The sequence below is a fragment of the Vibrio sp. 947 genome (genome assembly GCF_033339115.1).
GTDB lineage: Bacteria > Pseudomonadota > Gammaproteobacteria > Enterobacterales > Vibrionaceae > Vibrio > Vibrio alginolyticus.
Genome location: NZ_JAWOTX010000013.1, coordinates 86,739 through 106,250, shown reverse-complemented (window position 1 = coordinate 106,250; position 19,512 = coordinate 86,739). Strand labels below are relative to the sequence as shown.

The window sequence follows — 19,512 nt, the reverse complement described above, 5'->3', positions numbered from 1 at the left end:
AAAACTCGTAAAATCACTATAAAATTGATCTATTTCAAAATATCAAGCAGTGAAGGGGTTATAGTACACCTTGTCATCTCGTTAGTCATTGCGACTAACATGTTGAGCAAGATGACACTTCCTTTTGAAGGCTGACTTTACTTTCTCCTAATCAGGAAACTGATTACTTTTCAATTGGCGTAAGTTAATTGTTTTATAGATATTCCGACCACACAGTTATGTGTGGTTTTTTTTTGCTTCGATTTTACTTTCCGTATACCTCTTACCGTTTTAACTCTCTATAGTTAACCATTAGTAATCGCATAAGAATCAAAGAAGTAGAGTAATTGAACTACTTGCTTCACGTTTATTTAAACGCACGTTTGATAAATTTAACAAATTCATTACAATGCATCAGGTCAGACCTCTTGTATTTAAGGAGAAACAATGGGCAAGCAGGAAGTAAAAACACGCAATGGTGAGCGTGTCGCTATTGTCGCGGGGCTTCGAACTCCCTTTGCTCGTCAAAGCACGGAATTTAGCCAAGTGCCAGCGGTCGATTTAGGGAAAATGGTAGTAAGCGAAATGCTTGCTCGAACAGATATTGATCCGAAGCTAATCGAACAAGTGGTATTTGGACAAGTAGTACAAATGCCTGAAGCGCCAAACATCGCACGAGAAATCGTGTTAGGCACCGGTATGAACATCCATACTGATGCTTACAGTGTGACTCGAGCGTGCGCAACGAGTTTTCAAGCGGCAGTTAATGTCGCAGAAAGCATCATGGCGGGAACCATCGATATTGGTATTGCTGGCGGTGCAGACTCTTCTTCCGTCCTGCCTATTGGCGTATCAAAGAAATTGGCCGCTAATCTGCTTGCTCTTAGTAAGACAAAAACAATGGGTCAGAAGCTTAGTATCCTCAAAAACTTGAGCTTTAAAGACCTGATGCCAGTGCCACCAGCAGTAGCAGAGTACTCTACGGGTTTATCCATGGGACAAACTGCAGAGCAAATGGCTAAAACACATGGTATTTCTCGCGCAGAACAGGATGCGCTTGCACATCGTTCTCATACGCTGGCTTCTCAAGCTTGGAAAGAAGGAAAAATCCAAGGTGAAGTGATGACGGCTTTCCCTGAACCATACAAAAAGTGGATTTCGGAAGATAACAATATTCGTCATGACTCAACGGTTGAGGGATACGCAAAATTGCGACCTGCGTTTGATCGTCAGTATGGCAGTGTTACGGCTGCGAACAGTACGCCATTGACTGATGGTGGTGCGGCAGTGATGTTGATGCGAGAAGGTAAAGCGAAAGAGCTCGGAATGGAGATTCTTGGTTACATCCGAGGTTATGCATTCTCTGCTATCGGCGTGGAAAAGGACATGCTGATGGGTCCGACTTATGCCACAGCGAAAGTGCTTGAAAATACAGGCTTGGAACTGTCAGATTTGACGTTGATCGACATGCACGAGGCCTTTGCTGCTCAAGCATTGGCGAATGTGAAGATGTTTGCTTCCGATAAGTTTGCTCAAGAAAACCTTGGTCGCTCAAAAGCGATTGGTGAAATTGACATGGATAAGTTCAACGTGCTTGGCGGATCAATTGCTTATGGTCACCCATTTGCTGCGACTGGTGCGCGTATGATGACGCAAACCCTACGAGAGCTAAAACGCCGTGGCGGTGGTATTGCATTGAATACCGCATGTGCTGCTGGTGGTCTTGGTGCGGCAATGATTCTGGAGGTTGAGTAATGAGCGAGCAAAAAGCATTTAGTCTAAAGGTTGATGAGCAAAATATTGCTTGGTTAGCCATCGATGTTCCTAATGAAAAAATGAATACGCTGCAGGCGGCTTTTGCTGACGAAATGAAAGAAATTTTTGCTCAGCTAAAAGACTCCAGTGGTATTAAAGGGATGATCATCCACTCCCTAAAACCGGACAATTTTGTTGCGGGCGCAGATGTTAGAATGCTAGAAGCATGCACCACAGCAAGTGAAGCGGAAGCCTTAGCAAGGCAGGGTCAGGAGTTGTTCCAGCAGCTATCGGACTTACCGTATCCTGTCGTTGCGGCTATTCATGGCCCATGTTTGGGCGGTGGTTTAGAACTGGCTCTTGCATGTGATTATCGTGTTTGTACGGATTCTGACAAAACGCGTTTAGGTCTGCCAGAAGTACAACTTGGTTTATTGCCAGGTTCTGGTGGTACTCAGCGTCTGCCACGTTTGATTGGCCTGTTACCGTCGTTGGACTTGATCCTGACGGGTAAACAACTTCGTGCGAAGAAAGCTAAAAAATTGGGCGTTGTGGACGCCTGTGTGCCTGACACCATTTTGCTCGACGTAGCAAAACAGTTTATCGACAAAGGTAAAAACAAGGGCACGAAAAAGCTATCGACGAAAGAAAAGGTGATGTCTGGTAGCGGGCTAGGGCGCAAGTTTGTATTTGAGCAAGCTGCGAAGAAAACGAATCAAAAAACTCGCGGTAACTATCCAGCAACGGTTGCAATTCTAGAAGTTATTCAACATGGCTTAGAGAAAGGCTTCGCTAAAGGTCAAGAACTTGAAGCGAAGCGCTTCGGTGAGCTTGTGATGAGCTCAGAGTCAAAAGCGCTCCGTTCGATCTTCTTTGCCACAACAGAAATGAAGAAAGAAAATGGCACGGATGCGAAACCAGCACCAGTTCATAAAGTTGGTGTGCTTGGTGGTGGTCTGATGGGCGCCGGAATCAGCCATGTGTCTGTTGCAAAAGCAAAAGTACCTGTTCGCATCAAAGACGTTAGCAACGATGGCGTTTTAAACGCGCTCAACTACAACTACAAGTTATTTGAGAAACAGCGCAAACGTCGCATTCTATCCAAGGCCGATCTGCAAGCGAAAATGCTGCAACTGTCTGGTGGTGTCGATTTTACCAGTTTTAATCATATTGATGTCGTAATTGAAGCCGTTTTTGAAGACTTAGATCTTAAGCAAAAAATGGTGGCGGACATTGAAGCGAACGCTAAGACAGAAACTATCTTTGCGACCAATACTTCTTCGTTGCCTATCCACAAAATTGCAGAAAAAGCAGAGCGTCCAGAAAACGTAGTTGGTTTGCATTACTTCAGCCCAGTAGAAAAAATGCCTTTGGTGGAAGTGATTCCGCATGAAACGACGTCAGATGAAACCGTTTCAACAGTTGTTGCACTTGCTAAGAAGCAAGGTAAAACCCCGATCGTAGTGAAAGACAAAGCGGGCTTTTACGTGAACCGCATTCTTGCGCCATACATGAACGAAGCGGCGCATATTCTGCTGGCTAACGAACCGATCGAAAAGATTGATACGGCGTTGCTTGACTTTGGTTTCCCTGTCGGCCCGATTACCTTACTGGATGAAGTCGGTGTCGACATTGGCGCGAAAATTATGCCGATTCTGGTTAATGAGTTAGGTGACCGATTCAAAGGCCCGGATGTGTTTGATATCTTGTTAAATGATGGACGTAAAGGACGCAAGAGTGGTAAGGGCTTTTACACTTACAAGGGCAAGAAGAAAGATGTCGACAAATCAGTTTACAAACTGCTTAAACTCGACCCTGAATCTAAGCTAAGCGATAACGATATTGCGTTGCGCTGTGTGCTGCCAATGCTGAATGAAGCGGTACGTTGTTTGGATGATGGCATCATTCGCTCGCCACGTGACGGTGATATTGGCGCGATATTTGGTATTGGTTTCCCACCGTTCTTGGGTGGCCCGTTCCGTTACATGGACCAATTTGGCATTAAAGAGCTCGTAGAGAAAATGAATGAGTTTGCATCGAAATATGGCGATCGTTACGCGCCATGTGATGGTTTGCTTACTCGAGCTGGTGAAGGGACAACGTTCTATTAAAGGTTGCTTCGGTAGAGAAAAAGGCTTGCCAGTGGCAAGCCTTTTTCATAAAGAAGAAATGGTTACTTCTTCTTGTCTTTCTTATCTTTATTGTGGCCTTTACCAGGGTTGTCGTCCCCATGAACGCTGCTATTACCTTTTTTGTCTTTATCATTCCACTGTTTTGAAGAGCAATCATCTGATTTGATGGATACATTGTCTCCGCTAAGGCGCACACAGTCGTCACTTAGTTCGAAACCATCGCCTTTGACTGAGATTTCAGCGTGAGCAGATGCCAATGGCAGTATAAGAGCCACAAGTAAAAGTGCTTTTTTCATGATTACCTCATTAAGTTATTTTTAGTGCGGTAATTAGAGCATAAGCCGCAATGGCGCAATTTCAATTTTCTGCCAATTATGGTGCCGATTCAATCTATGAGACCGACAACCTCATGGGTTTGTAGGTTCATTCTAGTAATCGACAATTTTATTTCTGCGCAACTAGATCACCCCAAGCCGCAATCTTTTGGCCGAAGTTGGAACTCTTCAATCGATCCTATTTCTTGTCCTAGATGGATGCGCGGAGCCTCCGAATGCGCTTGACCTTGAGAGTGCATGATCAAACGATTTGCAGTACGAGGTTTCAATTCGTTCACAACGAAGCGAATCATGTCTGCGCGCGTCAGCTTCTTCAACTCCGCCAGTACCTTGTCACGTTGGTTAAACTCAGTGTCTTTATTTCCTATCGCAACCCAAAGACGTTGAGCCCGACCTCGAAGTGTGGTGTCCGGCGTTGCTATTTGGTTCCACAAGCCGCGCTTACTGCTGTGCCATTGGTAATCGTTTAACTCTAACAACACCATATAAAAGGCATTTAAAAACTCATCGATTGAGGTAACCAGCTCGGCAGGTGCTGCATTAGGTGACTGCACATACAGTACAATACCAGGGTGACGATTTAGCGGCATATTGCCAGTGCCTACCATGTAACCTAATTGCTGCTTGGTACGGATTTCGTGGAAAAACGTTGCCGACATAAGGTGATTGGCCAATGAGTATAGCGCGATACTACGAGGTTCAATATCCTCGCACTGGTGGTAAATAACGACCGCGGAATCTTGCTGGTTACAATGCACCTCACGTTGAAAACTGCCATTTTTACCTAGCATAATGAGCGGACGAAGTGTCTCTTCATAACGTTGCTCGTTAACTCTTAGAGCATCCTTTAAGGTCGTTGCCATGTCATGGGCTTGCTGGCGTTGCCAGTCTCCGTAAACAAACATTTCAACGTGCAGTTCTGCAAGAATGGATTCTACGAATACCGAGAGTTCATCGACTTCGATTTCTTCTAGCGCTTCGACTAAGGTTGCGAAAGGCGGGTTATTGGGTTGAAGTAACCCAGTAAGTGCGTTAAACAGCTGCGAAATAGGGCGATCTTGTGAAGCATTTCTCCAGTTTCGTAACAGTTGTTGTTTGATGGTTTCAAAGCGAGCAGGGCTGAAATCTCGAGAAGCAAAACGGTGCAGAATCATTTCTAGCAACTGAGGCAGCTTTTGACTGAACCCTGAGAGGGTTAAGGTCACGCCACCTTGGTGAGCATACATGTTGTAACCCATCCCTGCGATTTCTGCTTGATAGGTTTCTTTTGCTAGCGAATCGAGGAACATCTCTACACATAAGCGCGTTTTGACGATGTTCTTTGGTGATGCAACGGCATGAGAGCTGTCGATAGCGACATAAACGACACCTTTGGGCACGCGAAATTCGTCATCTTGCAAATGCCACAGCCGAAACCCTTCGAGATCCTCAATCAACTCTGGCAGTGAATCACCATTTTCGAGTGGCATGGGGTCGAGATCGTAGCAAATATAAGGGTTCTTTTCCGGTAAGACGAATTGCCAGCTTGGATCGATTTGTTGATAGAAACGACGTTGGTCTTCACTAAAAGGCGTGACGGAGTACGGGGTAAAGTACCATTCGGCAGTACGATTGTATTCCAGGCCTTTAGCAATCAAAGTGACGCGCACATTATCGATGGTTAAGTATCGCAGCAATGAACGCTGTAACTCTTCATCGTAGCCCGCCATTTTGTAGTCACCATAAACCGTGTCTTCCGGTTGATAGTGCTGCATGTTGATCACCAGATGGCTGACGAGATCCATTGGGCGCGATGGCTCTTGGAAGCGGAAAGCCGATTCTAATACCGCTTGTTTTTCGAGATAGCGCCATTCATCTAACCCGCCTTGTTTGATCATCGAGAGGTATTGAAAAACCGCTTGAACGATATCATCAACATGATCTAAGCCGTTTGGCGTCAGGGTGCAGCTTACGGTAAAGTCTCGGTAGTTACTGCCACTCGCGCCGCCGCCCGCTGAGAGAGAAGTAATCCAGCCTTTTTCTTTGAGTTGAAGCATCAAACTGCCTTCTCCTTCATAACCCAACAGGTGAGCAAAGTAGGAGAGTGGCTTCACGCTATAATGCGCATCCATTCCCGGCATGGGGAATGTGAGAATCAGTTTACGGAACTCTTTGAGCGGCTCGACTTGAACCAAAATGCCCGTGCTTTCCTCAGTGCCGATCGGTACATCAATCGATTTTCCACGAAGATGGTGATTTGGGATGTCGGCAAACATGGCTTCTACCCAAGCTTGCTGTTCATCGAGCGGCTGTGGCCCAAATAGAGTCAGTGTCATCAAATCGGCGGAATACTGAGAGTGGTGAAACTCCACAATTTCGTCGCGGATGGATTTACCATCTCGGTCGCCAAGAGTATCTAAGTTTCCGACAGAGAATTTTGAAAACGGGTGCTCTGGATTGATGACTTCTTTGTTAACTTGATACAGGCGACGAGAATCATCATTGAGTTTGAGCTTGTATTCGGAGTCGACAGCCTGGCGTTCTTTGTCTAATGCTTCTTCGTTAAACAAAGGTGCGGTAAAAAATTGGCTAAATCGATCTAAGGCACTTTCAAAGGCATTTGGAGCAATATTGAAAAAGAAACAAGTGTGCTCTGTACCAGTCCAAGCGTTGTTTGTTCCACCGTGTTGGCTAATATAGCTTTGAAACTCGCCCACTTTAGGGTATTTTTCCGTACCCAAAAAAAGCATGTGTTCTAAATAGTGTGCCAGACCTTGGCGATCGTTTGGGTCGTCGAAGTGTCCAACGTTCACTGCCAGAGCAGCTGCCGACTGTTGAGCTGTATCGGAATGAATCAGCAGTACACGCAGTTCATTGCTCAAGGTAATGTAGCGGTATTGATTTGAATCGTTAGGACTTAGATGCACGATGCGTCTCCAGATTTCGCATTACAGTAATTTAGGCTCCCCTCGCGGGGGGCGCAAAGTTTGCGTTTCGACAAATACTGCTTGCCGTATTTTTGTTATTCGTAGACTTCTGCACAGGCCCATCGCGTTTGCGTATGGGGAAGAACTGTTTGAGTGAATGCTCTGAACTCATTGCACAGTTAAATAGTGTGATGAACTGAGTACATTCTTTTAATAGATTGTTAAGAAAGTCGCTATCTTTAACAAGCGAATTGGTATAATGAACAGATAATTATATCAGTATTTTTGTTTCGTCATTGTTAAAGTTAGCCCCGTCTATCTAATAAAGATAGCAGTCAACCTTTTGGTAGCGTTAGCTATCCCTAGGAAATAACATGAAAATATTCATCATGCGTCACGGTGAAGCCGAGCATTTTGCAGATTCAGACGCAGCACGACAATTGACCCCAAGAGGCAGAGTCGAATCAGAAGCGGTTGCGAGAGCCTGTAAAGAACAGGGTTTTGCGCAATTCGATAAAGTGTTGGTGAGTCCGTACATTAGAGCTCAACAAACTTGGCAAGAGATCAGTGCGTATTTCTCTGCAAAAAGCATTGAAACTTGTGAAGATATTACACCTTATGGCCAGTCCGAGCATGTCTTCGATTTCGCAAGTGCATTAATCGAAGTCGAACAATTGGACTCGCTTTTGTTCGTATCGCATTTGCCTTTGGTCGGTTATCTGACTTCAGAGTTTGTAAAAGACATGACACCACCGATGTTTCCTACATCAGGGCTAGTGTGCATTGAATATGATTTACAAACACAAAATGGTGAAGTGCTTTGGTATATTACGCCATAAGTGTCTAAACCAAAATAAGCGTTTGCAAATTAGAGACAGAATAAGAAAGGCAGGAGATCCCTGCCTTTTCGTTTCGTCGTGTCTACAGCAAGCCTGTTACTTTTCAGGAATAGAAAGCAACACTAACAACGCACCATCACCACCAAATTCTAGTGGCGCTTGGTGAAAAGCCATAACGTCAGGATGCTGTGCTAACCAAAGTGGGGCTTTCTGTTTCAGGATGTGTTTCCCAATACCATGTTGCACACACGCACAATGAATCTCGTTTTTGATGCAATAGGCTATCATCGCACCAAGCTCGCGTTTTGCTTCTTGCTGTGTCATGCCGTGCATATCGAGGAACACGTCCGGTATATACACGCCACGACGTAGACGTTTGACTTCATAAGTGGAGACGTCGTCACGTGCATAACGAGTTGGACCTTCATCGTTTAATAGAGGGACAAACTCATCTGAAAAGTAAAATTCAGAGTCACTCGCTTCACGGTTGGAGCGCTTGATTTCTTTTTGCTTAGTATTTTTTTTTGGTTGCTGGATTATGGTATCCTGTCGCAACTTTTTTACGCCCTGTACTGCTTCCTGAAACAAGGCGAAATCGTCATCGTTCTCGGTGTCTTTTTTGCTCATTAGGTAAACAATTTCATTAATAAACTTTATTGGCAGTATTGTAGCGCTTTTCGGAGGCAATTTTGGATAAGATTTTTGTAGAAGAAGCGGTATCGGAACTGCATACCCTTCAAGATATGATTCGTTGGACGGTAAGCCGCTTTAATGCAGCGAACCTGTTTTACGGTCATGGTACTGATAATGCGTGGGATGAAGCTGTTCAGCTTATCCTGCCAACCTTATACTTGCCGATTGATGTGCCTCCGCACGTATTGAACTCTCGCCTAACGACAAGCGAGCGTCTGCGTATTGTTGAGCGCGTAGTAAAACGCATCAACGAGCGTACGCCAACAGCATACCTAACAAACAAAGCATGGTTCTGCGGTCTTGAGTTCTTCGTTGATGAGCGTGTACTTGTGCCACGCTCTCCTATCGGCGAATTGATTCAAGCGGAATTCCAACCTTGGTTGGTGGAAGAACCTACGCGCATCATGGACCTATGTACGGGTTCTGGTTGTATTGCGATTGCTTGTGCGCACGCTTTCCCTGAAGCAGAAGTGGATGCGATCGACATCTCTACAGATGCTCTACAAGTGGCTGAGCAAAACGTACAAGCTCACGGTATGGAGCAGCAAGTGTTCCCAATTCGCTCTGATTTGTTCCGTGATCTTCCAAAAGAGAAATACAATCTAATCGTGTCCAACCCACCATATGTGGATGAAGAAGACATGAACAGCCTGCCAGATGAGTTCACGCATGAGCCTGAGCTTGGTTTAGCCGCGGGTACGGATGGTCTAAAACTAGTGCGTCGTATTCTTGCTAACGCGCCAGATTATCTAACAGATAACGGCATTCTTATTTGTGAAGTCGGAAACTCAATGATTCATATGATGGAACAGTATCCAGAGATTCCATTTACTTGGATTGAGTTCGAGAACGGCGGTCATGGCGTATTTATGCTAACGCGTGACCAGCTGGTTGAGTGTGCAGAAGAGTTTAAACTGTACAAAGACTAATAGAGTCTTGCACTAAACATCAAAACACCGAGCTTTATGCTCGGTGTTTTTTTTATGCATACCTCGCCGATATTAACTCTTTACATCAAAACGTAATAAAGCCACTATGAATCCACGAAGAATTGGAAAGCAGCTATGCTCTGTTTTGAGAGAGCGTGGCGATAAAAACTTGAGGAAGTAATGGCAGGAAACAGTATCGGACAACATTTCCGAGTGACGACATTCGGGGAAAGTCACGGTATCGCACTGGGATGTATCGTAGACGGATGTCCTCCGGGGTTGGAAATTACAGAAGCAGATCTACAAATCGATCTCGACCGCCGTCGTCCAGGCACATCACGTTACACCACACAACGTCGTGAACCGGATGAAGTTAAAATTCTTTCTGGCGTTTTTGAAGGCAAAACCACGGGCACATCGATCGGTTTGCTAATTGAAAACACCGATCAGCGCTCAAAAGACTACTCTGACATCAAAGATAAGTTCAGACCGGGTCATGCTGATTACACTTACCACCAAAAATACGGCATCCGCGACTATCGCGGTGGCGGCCGTTCTTCAGCTCGTGAAACCGCAATGCGTGTGGCGGCTGGTGCAATCGCGAAGAAATACTTAAAAGATGAGTTTGGTGTTGAGATTCGTGCTTACTTGTCACAAATGGGTGATGTATCTATCGACAAGGTAGATTGGAGCGAAATCGAGAACAATGCATTCTTCTGCCCTGATGCTGACAAAGTAGAAGCATTTGACCAACTTATCCGTGACCTGAAAAAAGAAGGCGACTCTATTGGCGCAAAAATCCAGGTTGTGGCAACTAACGTGCCTGTTGGTCTCGGGGAACCCGTATTTGACCGTCTGGATGCAGACATCGCGCACGCACTAATGAGCATCAACGCGGTGAAAGGCGTAGAAATCGGAGACGGTTTCGAGGTGGTAAACCAAAAAGGCAGTCAGCACCGTGATACGCTTGCTCCTGAAGGTTTTGGTAGTAATCATGCGGGTGGCATTCTTGGTGGTATCTCGACTGGTCAAGACATTGTCGCAAACATTGCGCTTAAGCCAACATCAAGTATCACTGTGCCGGGTGAGACCATCACAAAAGAAGGTGAACCAACTCAGTTGATCACCAAAGGTCGTCATGACCCATGTGTGGGTATTCGTGCTGTGCCTATCGCAGAAGCGATGCTGGCTATTGTGGTGATGGATCATTTACTACGCCACCGTGGTCAAAACCATGGCGTAACAACTGAAACACCGAAGATTTAAGAGCTTTGTGTCATTCCAGCGAGCTATAGCGAGACTAGGAATCTAATTTCAGCACGATGAAAAGAGAAAGAAACATCTCTGACAACAGAGTGCTCGGATAATAGATCCTGAATCATGCTCCTTCGTCGCTGTTCAGGATGACTGAATATAAAATTATGCCACTCACTGAATCGCGGGTGGCACAATTTTATCAGGCAACCTTTTTTGTTTAAGTAGTTTTTGCTTAATGAATCGAGCCTTCGGTTTCCAAATGGAAAGAAGGCAGACGCCACTTAAAGCGTACCGCAGCCATACGCAACATGTAACCAGTAACCAGTGTAATAATAGTGGCAGTGACATCGGGAACATTGAATTCTAATAGCGCTAAGTACATTCCTGATGCGATAAGCGCGACAGAAGCGTAAAGCTCTTCATGCAGTACCAATGGTGTTTGGCGACAGATTAAGTCGCGAAGTAGCCCACCGAATACACCAGTTACTAACGCTGAAACCATACAAATACCAGGGTGCAAGCCCATGCCCATCGCAATTTTTGTTCCGATGATACTAAACACGATTAAACCTAATGCATCGAGGCGAATGAACAGACCTTTCAGCTTAATCACCCATTTCGCTAAACCTGTTGTTAGCACACCTGCAACACACGTAATTGCAAGGAACTCTGGGTTTTTTACCCAACCAAGAGGGTAGTGGCCTAATAGAATGTCACGTACGGTGCCACCACCAATGGCCGTTGCGCTGGCCACCAACATAACACCAAACCAGTCCATCTTTCTTCTACCAGCACTTAACGCACCTGTCATGGCTTCAGCCGTGATACCAATGATATACAACACACTTAGCAACATAGGGAAACACTCAACGTAAAAAGTCACTACGTTCTACGAGAATCAGCGTAGGCGAAGTAACAACACTTACAAACGGTTCTATCTCTCTTAAAAAGTGATTAAAACCAGCAACATGCTTGTAATCAAACGGCTTAAAAATAGCGGTTTGAACGGCATCAAAATAAGGCGAGAGTGTAGTGGTAAATAAGTACGCTGACGAATGAGAAATTGTATGGAGAAAGCGATGTTCAGATAAATTCAACTAATAACCAAAAATGTGGGGTTGCCTTTACCTCATAGCTAAAAACAGCGACAATATGCAGCGCATGTCAAACTGAAGTACAAACTCGACGATGACCCACGAATACCAAGACTTAATCACCATTTTTAATGACACCTTTTTAGAACAATTTAATACGAAATTAGAGTTAGGTGGTGATGAGCCTATTTATCTTCCTGCTGATGATGAACACCCTCATCATCGGATTATTTTTGCTCGGGGTTTTTACGCCTCTGCTTTACACGAGATCTCGCATTGGTGTGTGGCTGGTCCAGAGCGTCGTTTGCTGGAAGATTTTGGTTATTGGTATGAACCTGATGGGCGAACAGCAGAAGTTCAAGCGGAGTTTGAGAAAGTTGAAGTGCGACCTCAAGCTTATGAATGGATTCTGGCACAAAGCGCTGGCTTCCCTTTTACGGTGAGTTGTGACAATCTACACGGCGATTTTGAACCAGATAGGCTCGGCTTTATGAAAAAAGTGCATAAAGAAGTGCTAGGTATTTTGGACGTTGGCTTGCCTTTGCGAGTGAAAATGCTTTCTGATGCCCTGCGCGCATTTTATCAAACTAAGCCACTGGAAGCGTCGGACTTTTGCGTTAAATAACCACTAATAACCTCAGAGATACACCATGATTATTGAATTTGAAGAAAAACTACTGGAACTGATTGATGCTCGAATTGAAACAGCATCTGACGATGAATTGTTTGCTGGTGGTTATTTACGTGGTCACATCTCTTTATCCGCGGCGTCTTGTGAAGAAGAAGGGATTAGCGATATTGCTGAGCTGAAGTCACGCATTGAGAGCAGCTTAGAAGATTCGCGTACCGAGTTAAGCCCGGCCGATCGCGTGATTGTCAGTGATTTGTGGCAAGAGCTCCAGGCTCAGGCTTAATCCCTAAGCAGCGTTCTCCCTTTATTTAATCCTAGTCATTTACTACTTCGAAAAATTCGAACCTCTCAATAAAATTTTTGTGGTTGTAGCGAAACTGTTCAACTTTTATTCTGATCAGCATAAAACGTGAACAAAGGATTACAACCATGAAAATTGTCGCATTTGGTGCATCTACCAGCTCTACCTCAATCAACAAACTACTTGCTACATACGCAGCAAATCAAGTCGAAGGCGCTCAAGTGAATGTTCTAGACTTAAACGATTATCAAGCGCCAATGTTTAGCGAGGACAAAGAGAAAGAAATAGGTCAAGCTGAAGGGGCTGTCGCGTTTTTACGTGACTTGGCGGAGGCTGACGCTCTCGTTGTTTCCTTCGCAGAGCACAACGGTTCGTACCCAGCGGCCTATAAAAACTTGTTCGATTGGGCGACGCGCATTGAGCGTAATGTATTTCAAAACAAACCTGTCGTTTATTTAGCAACTTCCCCAGGTCCCGGTGGTGCACAAAGTGTTCTTGCGGCGGCGACAGGTTCTGCTCAATTTTTTGGCGCGGATGTAAAGGCATCGTTATCTGTGCCGAGCTTCTACGAAAATTTTGACGTGGAATCGGGTAAGGTTGTAAACCCAGAAGTGGCAGAGCAAGTGAAACAGGCAGTTGCACTGCTGAAGTAATCTCAGTACGAGCAACTTAGTGAGTTAGCGATTCCCGACACGTATCTGTGTCGGGAATTAAAACGAGAGAATACTCTTACAGCTCGGTAATGGCTTTGCCTTTTCTTAGTTTACGAACCCACATTCGACTTGGGTGAAGTTCGGTCAATACATCAACCGGTAATGGCAGCGGGTCCCCACAGATCTGGGAGGCCAACACTTCAGCTAATAATGGTGCAGAGCTCAGTCCACGAGATCCTAAACCTAAGAAGCAGAATAGGTTAGGGTACTGATGAATGGTTTCTACCTCTTCTGCTTTTTGATTTTGTAAGTTGGCGTATTGCGTTTTGATCGTCTCAAAGTCACCCACATTCCCGACAAATGGTAAGTGATCTCGGCTAACACAACGAATACCTTGGCGAGATTGATTATCAGTGATATCTACCTCTTTTGCCCATGTTTGATTCGGTACACATTTCACTAGCTTTTCCGCATTATCTTTTTGGGCGTTTTCATCAAATTCGTAGTCAAGGTGACTGCGGTCGTAGCTTGCACCGATACACAAGTGTTGATTACTTGGGTTAACAGGTGTCATGTAACCGTCGTAACACAACACCGTTTTCAGCTGACTCAGCGTTTCTGTTGCTGGCGCATGACTGACTTGTCCTTTCACTTGTCCCATTGGTAGGGAAGCGGTTTGACTCAATGTCTGGAACTCATGGCCGTTCGCAATTACAACCGTTGAGTGCTCAAATGTTTGACCACTCGCCGTTAGTAGCCAGAACTGACGCTTTTCATCCCAATCTAATGCCTCAACATGGTGTTCAAACTTCGTTGAGAGTAACGACGTCTTCTCCAATTGTTTAATTAACCCGCGAGTTAACTCGGCAGGGCACAGCCACCCTCCCATTGGGTAGTGCACAGACGCCATATCAATAGGTAACCCGATAGTGTTCGCAGTCTCCTCGGCGGACAGCTTGTGAATGAGCTCTGGAGTGAAGTTACCCGCAAGCATTTTCTCCAGTTTGTCTGTGGATTTGTCATCCCACATCAACTGAGTTACGCCACACCAGTCATGATCAAAATCGATCTCTTGTGCTGCTTGTTCAACAAACTGACGTGCGAACAAAAATGCAGGAGCAAACACTCGTGAAACACCCGTGTGCGGGCCATTAAGCAGTGGATAAACGGCTCCTTGTCGATTGCCTGAAGCTCCTTTGGCTGGTTGTTTGTCTTTACAGTAAAGGGTGACGTTTTGGCCACGACGAACTAACGTTTTCGCTAACGCCGCGCTAGCTATACCACCACCAATGATGGCAATCGAATCAAGATTGCTAGATGCTGAGCGATTGAACCAAGGGAGATGGTTCGACTGCTTTTCACGTTGCTCCATAGAGCCGGCGATCATTTCTCGCTTAGTGCCGAAACCTTTCACCTTTTTCATTGTAAAGCCAGCTTCGTTCAAACCACGACGTACAAAGCCTGCTGCGGTAAACGTGGCAACTGTACAATCTTGCTTGGCTAGCTTTGCCATGTTGTTGAACAGGCCTTGGTTCCACATTTCTGGGTTTTTGCTTGGCGCGAATCCATCTAAGAACCAAGCATCAATCAAACCTTGTTCGTTGTATGGAACTTGCGGCATGCAGTCTTTAATGTCACCAAACCAAAGGTCGAGTGTGATTGCGCCGTCTTCTAAAACAATGCGATGACACTCCGGCACAGCGGCAGGGTAGTGCTTTTGTAACTTTTCCGCGTACTCAGCTAGCTCAGGCCAAGCTTCATGCGCCTTCTTTAAATCGGCTTTGCTTAATGGGTATTTTTCAAAGCTAATAAAATGCAGCTCTTTCAATGTTGCGTCCGGATGCTGACGACGAAACTCACTAAACCACTGGCATACTGCTAAGAAGTTTAATCCCGTGCCAAATCCTGTTTCACCAATGACAAAACGTCTTTGGTCAAATTCCTGCCATCTTTCTGGGAGATGATTTTGTTTTAAGAAAACGTAGCGTGTCTCTTCAAGACCGTTTACGTTAGAGAAGTAAACATCATCAAATTGGTCTGAAACCGGAGTACCAGCTTCGTTCCAACCAAGTTCTGCGTTTTTTATTGAAGTCATAATGGTGCAAATTTGTGATTTGGCGCGGTAAGAATGGGGCGATTGTACGAATTTATGGGAAAGCTGACCACTTTTGTTGACTATCTTAGTTATCATCTAGCGGATTTTTGAATTATAGGAATGTCATAATGAAACGAGTCGTAATCACCGGTATGGGTATTGTTTCAAGTATCGGTAACAACGTCGAAGAAGTTCTAGCGTCTCTTAAAGCGGGCAAATCTGGCATCACTGCATCTGAGCAGTTCAAAGAACACGGTCTTCGTTCGCAAGTATGGGGTGACCTAAAAATCAACCCGGCGGAACACATCGACCGTAAGCAGATGCGCTTTATGGGTGATGCGGCTGCTTATGCATACCTATCAATGGAGCAGGCAATCGCAGACGCTGGTCTTACAGAAGAACAGGTTTCAAACGATCGTACCGGTATCGTTGCAGGTTCTGGCGGTGCTTCTGCATACAATCAAACGGTAGCGACAGACACGATGCGCGCCAAAGGCGTAAAGCGAGTTGGTCCTTACATGGTTCCTCGTACTATGTCTTCTACTGTTTCTGCCTGTCTTGCTACGCCATTTAAGATTCGTGGCGTGAACTACTCAATGAGCTCTGCATGTGCAACATCTGCACACTGTATCGGCCATGCTATGGAGCTTATTCAACTAGGCAAACAAGATATTGTTTTTGCTGGTGGCGGCGAAGAGCTAGATTGGTCTCAAACTATGATGTTTGATGCGATGGGCGCACTGTCAACCAAATACAATGACACGCCAGACAAAGCATCTCGTACATACGATGCAGACCGTGACGGTTTTGTTATCTCGGGCGGCGGCGGCATGCTGGTTATTGAAGAACTAGAGCACGCACTGGCACGTGGTGCGAAAATCTACGGTGAAATCGTAGGTTACGGTGCGACATCAGATGGCTACGACATGGTAGCGCCATCAGGTGAAGGCGCAATTCGTTGTATGAAGATGGCGATGCAAGACGTTGATGGTGTGGATTACATCAACACGCACGGCACATCGACACCAGTTGGTGACGTGAAAGAGCTTGGTGCTATCCAACAATTGTTTGGTGAGAACAGCCCTGCAATCTCTGCAACAAAAGCAATGACTGGCCACGCACTCGGCGCAGCGGGCGTGCACGAAGCAATTTACTCAACACTTATGCTAGACAAAAACTTCATTGCTCCAAGCATCAATATTTCAAACTTGGACGAAGCAGCACAAGGTCTGGACATCGTGACAGAAGCACGTGATGCAGAGCTAACGACCGTAATGTCAAACAGCTTTGGCTTTGGCGGCACAAACGCAACTTTGGTTATTAAAAAGTACCAAGGTTAACTGAATTTGTTGGCGCCTTGCGAGAGTACTGTAAACGCCAACAATCCAGTTTCCAGAGCTTGATCAGTCACACTGATCGAACAGACGCAGACTCTATCCCATGGAGAGCGGGATAGGATCCTTTTGTTCTGGAACTTTGCCCGGCTATTTAGCCGGGCTTTTTCTTTTCTCTGTTTCTGCTTTTCTCTAGGCTTCCCGTCAATCGATTCTATAGGAGTTACCTCCTTGAGGTTTATTGGTGTTATATCTTGAGATTTTTCGGGAAAAGGGCACAATCGCTTTAGTTTCGCATCTTGCGAATAAACGAACTCTTACAAATGGATGTTAGAACGCTGGCGTTATGAAAATTATTGTTGATGAAAATATGCCGTATGCTGAAGAGCTATTCAGCCAACTCGGTAACGTAATTCTAAAACCAGGTCGTACACTGACCGCCGATGATTTAGTGGATGTTGATGCCCTAATGATTCGCTCAGTCACCAAAGTGAATGCTGACCTGATCAGCAAAGCAAACAAGCTGAAGTTTGTTGGTACGGCCACGGCAGGCATGGATCATGTTGACCAAGCACTTTTAAAAGAGAAAGGTATTTTCTTCACTGCGGCGCCAGGGTGTAACAAAGTGGGTGTGGCGGAATACGCGTTCAGCGTGATGATGGTGCTCGCTCAGCAACAAGGTTTCTCGGTATTTGACAAGACAGTAGGTATTATTGGTGCAGGCCAAGTAGGTAGCTACCTAGAGAAATGTTTGAAAGGCATGGGTATGAAAGTTCTCATCAATGACCCATTCAAACAAGAGGCTGGTGATCCTCGTAGCTTTACTCCGTTGACAGAACTGATTGAAAGCTCAGACATCATTACACTACATACGCCAATCACCAAAGATGGCCCATACCCAACGCATCATTTGATTGATGAGAATGTATTAAATGGTCTCCGCAGCGATCAAATTTTGATTAACGCGGCTCGAGGTCCCATCGTTGACAACGCTGCTTTGAAGCAACGTCTTTTGAAAAACGATGGCTTTACAGCGGCACTTGACGTATTTGAATTTGAACCAGAGGTTGATATGGGGCTTCTGCCTCTGCTAGCATTCGCAACCCCTCACGTTGCAGGCTATGGTCTGGAAGGGAAAGCTCGCGGTACGACGATGATTTTCAACAGCTATTGTGAGTTCTTAAATAACGAATTACGTGCGCATGCCAGCGATTTACTGCCAACCGCGCCTGTTCCTACTATGGTATTGGACAGAGCTTGGGACGAAGCAACACTGCATAACATCACGCAGTTAATCTATGATGTGCGTAGAGATGACGCCCTTTTCCGCCGTGAAATCAGTAAGCCAGGTGCTTTTGACCTGATGCGTAAAAACTACTGGGATCGCCGTGAATACAGCGCTGTCACGCTAGTGGGTAACAAAACATGTAACCTTGCTCCATTAGCAGAACTAGGTTTTCAGATTGAGGTAAGTCAATGAGCCAGCAATATAATGTTGCCATTTTAGGTGCGACCGGTGCGGTCGGTGAAACAATTTTGGATGTGCTTCAAGAGCGCAAATTCCCAGTAGGCGAAATCTTCCTACTCGCGAGTGAGCGCAGCGAAGGCAAGACTTACCGCTTCAATGGTAAAACGGTACGCGTTCAAAACGTAGAAGAGTTCGATTGGTCTCAAGCGCATATCGCACTGTTTTCTGCTGGTGGTGAGCTATCAGCCAAGTGGGCTCCAATTGCCGCTGATGAGGGCGTGATTGTTATCGACAATACATCACACTTCCGTTACGAGTACGACATTCCTCTTGTTGTGCCAGAAGTAAACCCAGAAGCGATTGCAGAGTTTCGTAACCGTAACATCATCGCGAACCCGAACTGTTCAACCATCCAAATGCTGGTGGCACTAAAACCAATTCACGATGCGGTGGGCATTGAGCGTATTAACGTATCAACTTACCAATCGGTGTCTGGTGCAGGCAAAGCGGGTATCGATGAGCTAGCAGGTCAAACGGCGAAGCTGCTAAACGGTCTGCCCGCAGACAAGAAGCAATTCTCTCAACAGATCGCGTTTAACTGTATTCCACAAATCGATCAGATGATGGAAAACGGCTACACCAAAGAAGAAATGAAAATGGTGTGGGAAACACAGAAGATCTTTAACGATCCATCAATCGCAGTCAATCCAACGTGTGTACGTGTTCCTGTATTCTACGGTCACGCAGAAGCACTTCACATTGAGACTCGTTCACCTATCGATGCACAAGAAGTCGTTAACTTGCTTGAACAAACTGATGGTATCGAAGTGTTCCACGGTGAAGACTTCCCTACACAAGTTCGCGATGCGGGCGGTAAGGACCATGTAATGGTTGGTCGTATCCGTAACGATATCAGCCATCATAGCGGCGTAAACCTGTGGGTTGTTGCTGATAACGTGCGTAAAGGCGCGGCAACTAACGCGGTGCAAATCGCAGAAGTTCTGATCCGCGATTACTACTAAGTCGCTTACAGTTCATTTCAAAGCCTCGCACAGTGCGAGGCTTTTTTGTACGAACGAAACAAAATAGTGTGAGATTAGTACGAATATGG

16 protein-coding genes are annotated in these 19,512 nt (G+C 45.5%); 11 read left to right on the top strand and 5 right to left on the bottom strand.

The features are described 5' to 3' along the window. The first annotated feature begins 426 nt into the window (after positions 1-426). Both fadI and fadJ read left to right on the top strand, forming a co-directional pair. Complete coding sequence (fadI, locus tag R7Q39_RS17020) at positions 427-1,734, top strand: acetyl-CoA C-acyltransferase FadI (RefSeq protein ID WP_213966702.1); 1,308 nt, start codon at positions 427-429, stop codon at positions 1,732-1,734. Then, on the top strand, positions 1,734-3,845 hold the full coding sequence (gene fadJ / locus R7Q39_RS17015) for a fatty acid oxidation complex subunit alpha FadJ (protein ID WP_005384446.1): 2,112 nt from the start codon (positions 1,734-1,736) through the stop codon (positions 3,843-3,845). The genes fadI and fadJ overlap by 1 nt, the downstream gene beginning before the upstream one ends. A 62-nt stretch (positions 3,846-3,907) precedes the next feature. On the opposite strand, the gene R7Q39_RS17010 is transcribed toward fadJ, so the two are convergent. Together R7Q39_RS17010 and R7Q39_RS17005 are read right to left on the bottom strand one after the other, a co-directional pair. Beyond that, positions 3,908-4,162 (bottom strand): hypothetical protein, encoded by a 255-nt coding sequence (locus R7Q39_RS17010; protein WP_005384444.1) that lies wholly within the window; start codon positions 4,160-4,162, stop codon positions 3,908-3,910. A 167-nt stretch (positions 4,163-4,329) separates the two neighbouring features. Continuing rightward, positions 4,330-7,107 carry an insulinase family protein gene (locus R7Q39_RS17005; protein ID WP_017820804.1) on the bottom strand — a complete coding sequence of 926 codons (2,778 nt, stop codon included), beginning with the start codon at positions 7,105-7,107 and terminating at the stop codon, positions 4,330-4,332. Between the two features lie 374 nt (positions 7,108-7,481). Here R7Q39_RS17005 and sixA point away from each other — a divergent pair, with 374 nt between their 5' ends. Next, positions 7,482-7,946, top strand: coding sequence for a phosphohistidine phosphatase SixA (sixA, locus tag R7Q39_RS17000; protein ID WP_318076475.1), 465 nt, complete (start codon positions 7,482-7,484; stop codon positions 7,944-7,946). A 96-nt stretch (positions 7,947-8,042) separates the two neighbouring features. Here sixA and smrB read toward each other — a convergent pair whose 3' ends face one another. Then, positions 8,043-8,573 carry an endonuclease SmrB gene (gene smrB, locus R7Q39_RS16995; protein WP_318076474.1) on the bottom strand — a complete coding sequence of 177 codons (531 nt, stop codon included), beginning with the start codon at positions 8,571-8,573 and terminating at the stop codon, positions 8,043-8,045. Positions 8,574-8,635: 62 nt separating this feature from the next. Between smrB and prmB the strand changes: the two genes are divergently transcribed. Continuing rightward, on the top strand, positions 8,636-9,568 hold the full coding sequence (prmB, locus tag R7Q39_RS16990) for a 50S ribosomal protein L3 N(5)-glutamine methyltransferase (protein WP_318076473.1): 933 nt from the start codon (positions 8,636-8,638) through the stop codon (positions 9,566-9,568). Between the two features lie 180 nt (positions 9,569-9,748). Beyond that, on the top strand, positions 9,749-10,834 hold the full coding sequence (gene aroC, locus R7Q39_RS16985; protein ID WP_033907375.1) for a chorismate synthase: 1,086 nt from the start codon (positions 9,749-9,751) through the stop codon (positions 10,832-10,834). Between the two features lie 223 nt (positions 10,835-11,057). Here aroC and R7Q39_RS16980 read toward each other — a convergent pair whose 3' ends face one another. Further along, a complete protein-coding gene (locus R7Q39_RS16980; protein WP_005380544.1) occupies positions 11,058-11,681 on the bottom strand; it encodes a trimeric intracellular cation channel family protein in 624 nt (207 codons plus the stop codon). Between the two features lie 332 nt (positions 11,682-12,013). Between R7Q39_RS16980 and R7Q39_RS16975 the strand changes: the two genes are divergently transcribed. The 3 genes from R7Q39_RS16975 to R7Q39_RS16965 all read left to right on the top strand — a co-directional run bounded on the left by R7Q39_RS16975 (position 12,014) and on the right by R7Q39_RS16965 (position 13,504). Further along, entirely contained in the window at positions 12,014-12,544 is a 531-nt protein-coding gene (locus tag R7Q39_RS16975) for an elongation factor P hydroxylase (RefSeq protein ID WP_005380546.1), read from the top strand. 25 nt (positions 12,545-12,569) lie between these two features. Then, a complete protein-coding gene (locus R7Q39_RS16970; protein ID WP_033907374.1) occupies positions 12,570-12,833 on the top strand; it encodes a YfcL family protein in 264 nt (87 codons plus the stop codon). Between the two features lie 146 nt (positions 12,834-12,979). After that, the gene (locus tag R7Q39_RS16965; protein WP_005380552.1) at positions 12,980-13,504 is read left to right on the top strand and encodes an NADPH-dependent FMN reductase; all 525 of its coding nucleotides are present in this window, start codon (positions 12,980-12,982) and stop codon (positions 13,502-13,504) included. 76 nt (positions 13,505-13,580) lie between these two features. Here the strand turns inward: R7Q39_RS16965 and mnmC are convergent, their stop codons facing one another. Then, the gene (gene mnmC, locus R7Q39_RS16960; protein WP_064354220.1) at positions 13,581-15,599 is read right to left on the bottom strand and encodes a bifunctional tRNA (5-methylaminomethyl-2-thiouridine)(34)-methyltransferase MnmD/FAD-dependent 5-carboxymethylaminomethyl-2-thiouridine(34) oxidoreductase MnmC; all 2,019 of its coding nucleotides are present in this window, start codon (positions 15,597-15,599) and stop codon (positions 13,581-13,583) included. A 128-nt stretch (positions 15,600-15,727) separates the two neighbouring features. Here mnmC and fabB point away from each other — a divergent pair, with 128 nt between their 5' ends. The 3 genes from fabB to R7Q39_RS16945 all read left to right on the top strand — a co-directional run bounded on the left by fabB (position 15,728) and on the right by R7Q39_RS16945 (position 19,423). Then, positions 15,728-16,939: a beta-ketoacyl-ACP synthase I gene (gene fabB, locus R7Q39_RS16955; RefSeq protein WP_005380557.1), complete on the top strand. Its 1,212-nt coding sequence runs from the start codon at positions 15,728-15,730 to the stop codon at positions 16,937-16,939. Between the two features lie 340 nt (positions 16,940-17,279). Further along, complete coding sequence (locus R7Q39_RS16950) at positions 17,280-18,413, top strand: 4-phosphoerythronate dehydrogenase (protein WP_318076472.1); 1,134 nt, start codon at positions 17,280-17,282, stop codon at positions 18,411-18,413. Further along, a complete protein-coding gene (locus tag R7Q39_RS16945) occupies positions 18,410-19,423 on the top strand; it encodes an aspartate-semialdehyde dehydrogenase (RefSeq protein WP_017635929.1) in 1,014 nt (337 codons plus the stop codon). The genes R7Q39_RS16950 and R7Q39_RS16945 overlap by 4 nt, the downstream gene beginning before the upstream one ends. Positions 19,424-19,512 lie beyond the last annotated feature (89 nt).

What these genes read in the sequence shown, in the direction of transcription:
- R7Q39_RS16965 (WP_005380552.1), top strand. Translation starts at nt 12,980, where the DNA reads ATGAAAATTGTCGCATTTGGTGCATCTACCAGCTCTACCTCAATCAAC.
- sixA (WP_318076475.1), top strand. Translation starts at nt 7,482, where the DNA reads ATGAAAATATTCATCATGCGTCACGGTGAAGCCGAGCATTTTGCAGAT.
- R7Q39_RS16945 (WP_017635929.1), top strand. Translation starts at nt 18,410, where the DNA reads ATGAGCCAGCAATATAATGTTGCCATTTTAGGTGCGACCGGTGCGGTC.
- R7Q39_RS17010 (WP_005384444.1), bottom strand. Translation starts at nt 4,162, where the DNA reads ATGAAAAAAGCACTTTTACTTGTGGCTCTTATACTGCCATTGGCATCT.
- fabB (WP_005380557.1), top strand. Translation starts at nt 15,728, where the DNA reads ATGAAACGAGTCGTAATCACCGGTATGGGTATTGTTTCAAGTATCGGT.
- fadI (WP_213966702.1), top strand. Translation starts at nt 427, where the DNA reads ATGGGCAAGCAGGAAGTAAAAACACGCAATGGTGAGCGTGTCGCTATT.
- smrB (WP_318076474.1), bottom strand. Translation starts at nt 8,573, where the DNA reads ATGAGCAAAAAAGACACCGAGAACGATGACGATTTCGCCTTGTTTCAG.
- R7Q39_RS16975 (WP_005380546.1), top strand. Translation starts at nt 12,014, where the DNA reads ATGACCCACGAATACCAAGACTTAATCACCATTTTTAATGACACCTTT.
- R7Q39_RS16950 (WP_318076472.1), top strand. Translation starts at nt 17,280, where the DNA reads ATGAAAATTATTGTTGATGAAAATATGCCGTATGCTGAAGAGCTATTC.
- R7Q39_RS16980 (WP_005380544.1), bottom strand. Translation starts at nt 11,681, where the DNA reads ATGTTGCTAAGTGTGTTGTATATCATTGGTATCACGGCTGAAGCCATG.
- fadJ (WP_005384446.1), top strand. Translation starts at nt 1,734, where the DNA reads ATGAGCGAGCAAAAAGCATTTAGTCTAAAGGTTGATGAGCAAAATATT.
- aroC (WP_033907375.1), top strand. Translation starts at nt 9,749, where the DNA reads ATGGCAGGAAACAGTATCGGACAACATTTCCGAGTGACGACATTCGGG.
- mnmC (WP_064354220.1), bottom strand. Translation starts at nt 15,599, where the DNA reads ATGACTTCAATAAAAAACGCAGAACTTGGTTGGAACGAAGCTGGTACT.
- R7Q39_RS16970 (WP_033907374.1), top strand. Translation starts at nt 12,570, where the DNA reads ATGATTATTGAATTTGAAGAAAAACTACTGGAACTGATTGATGCTCGA.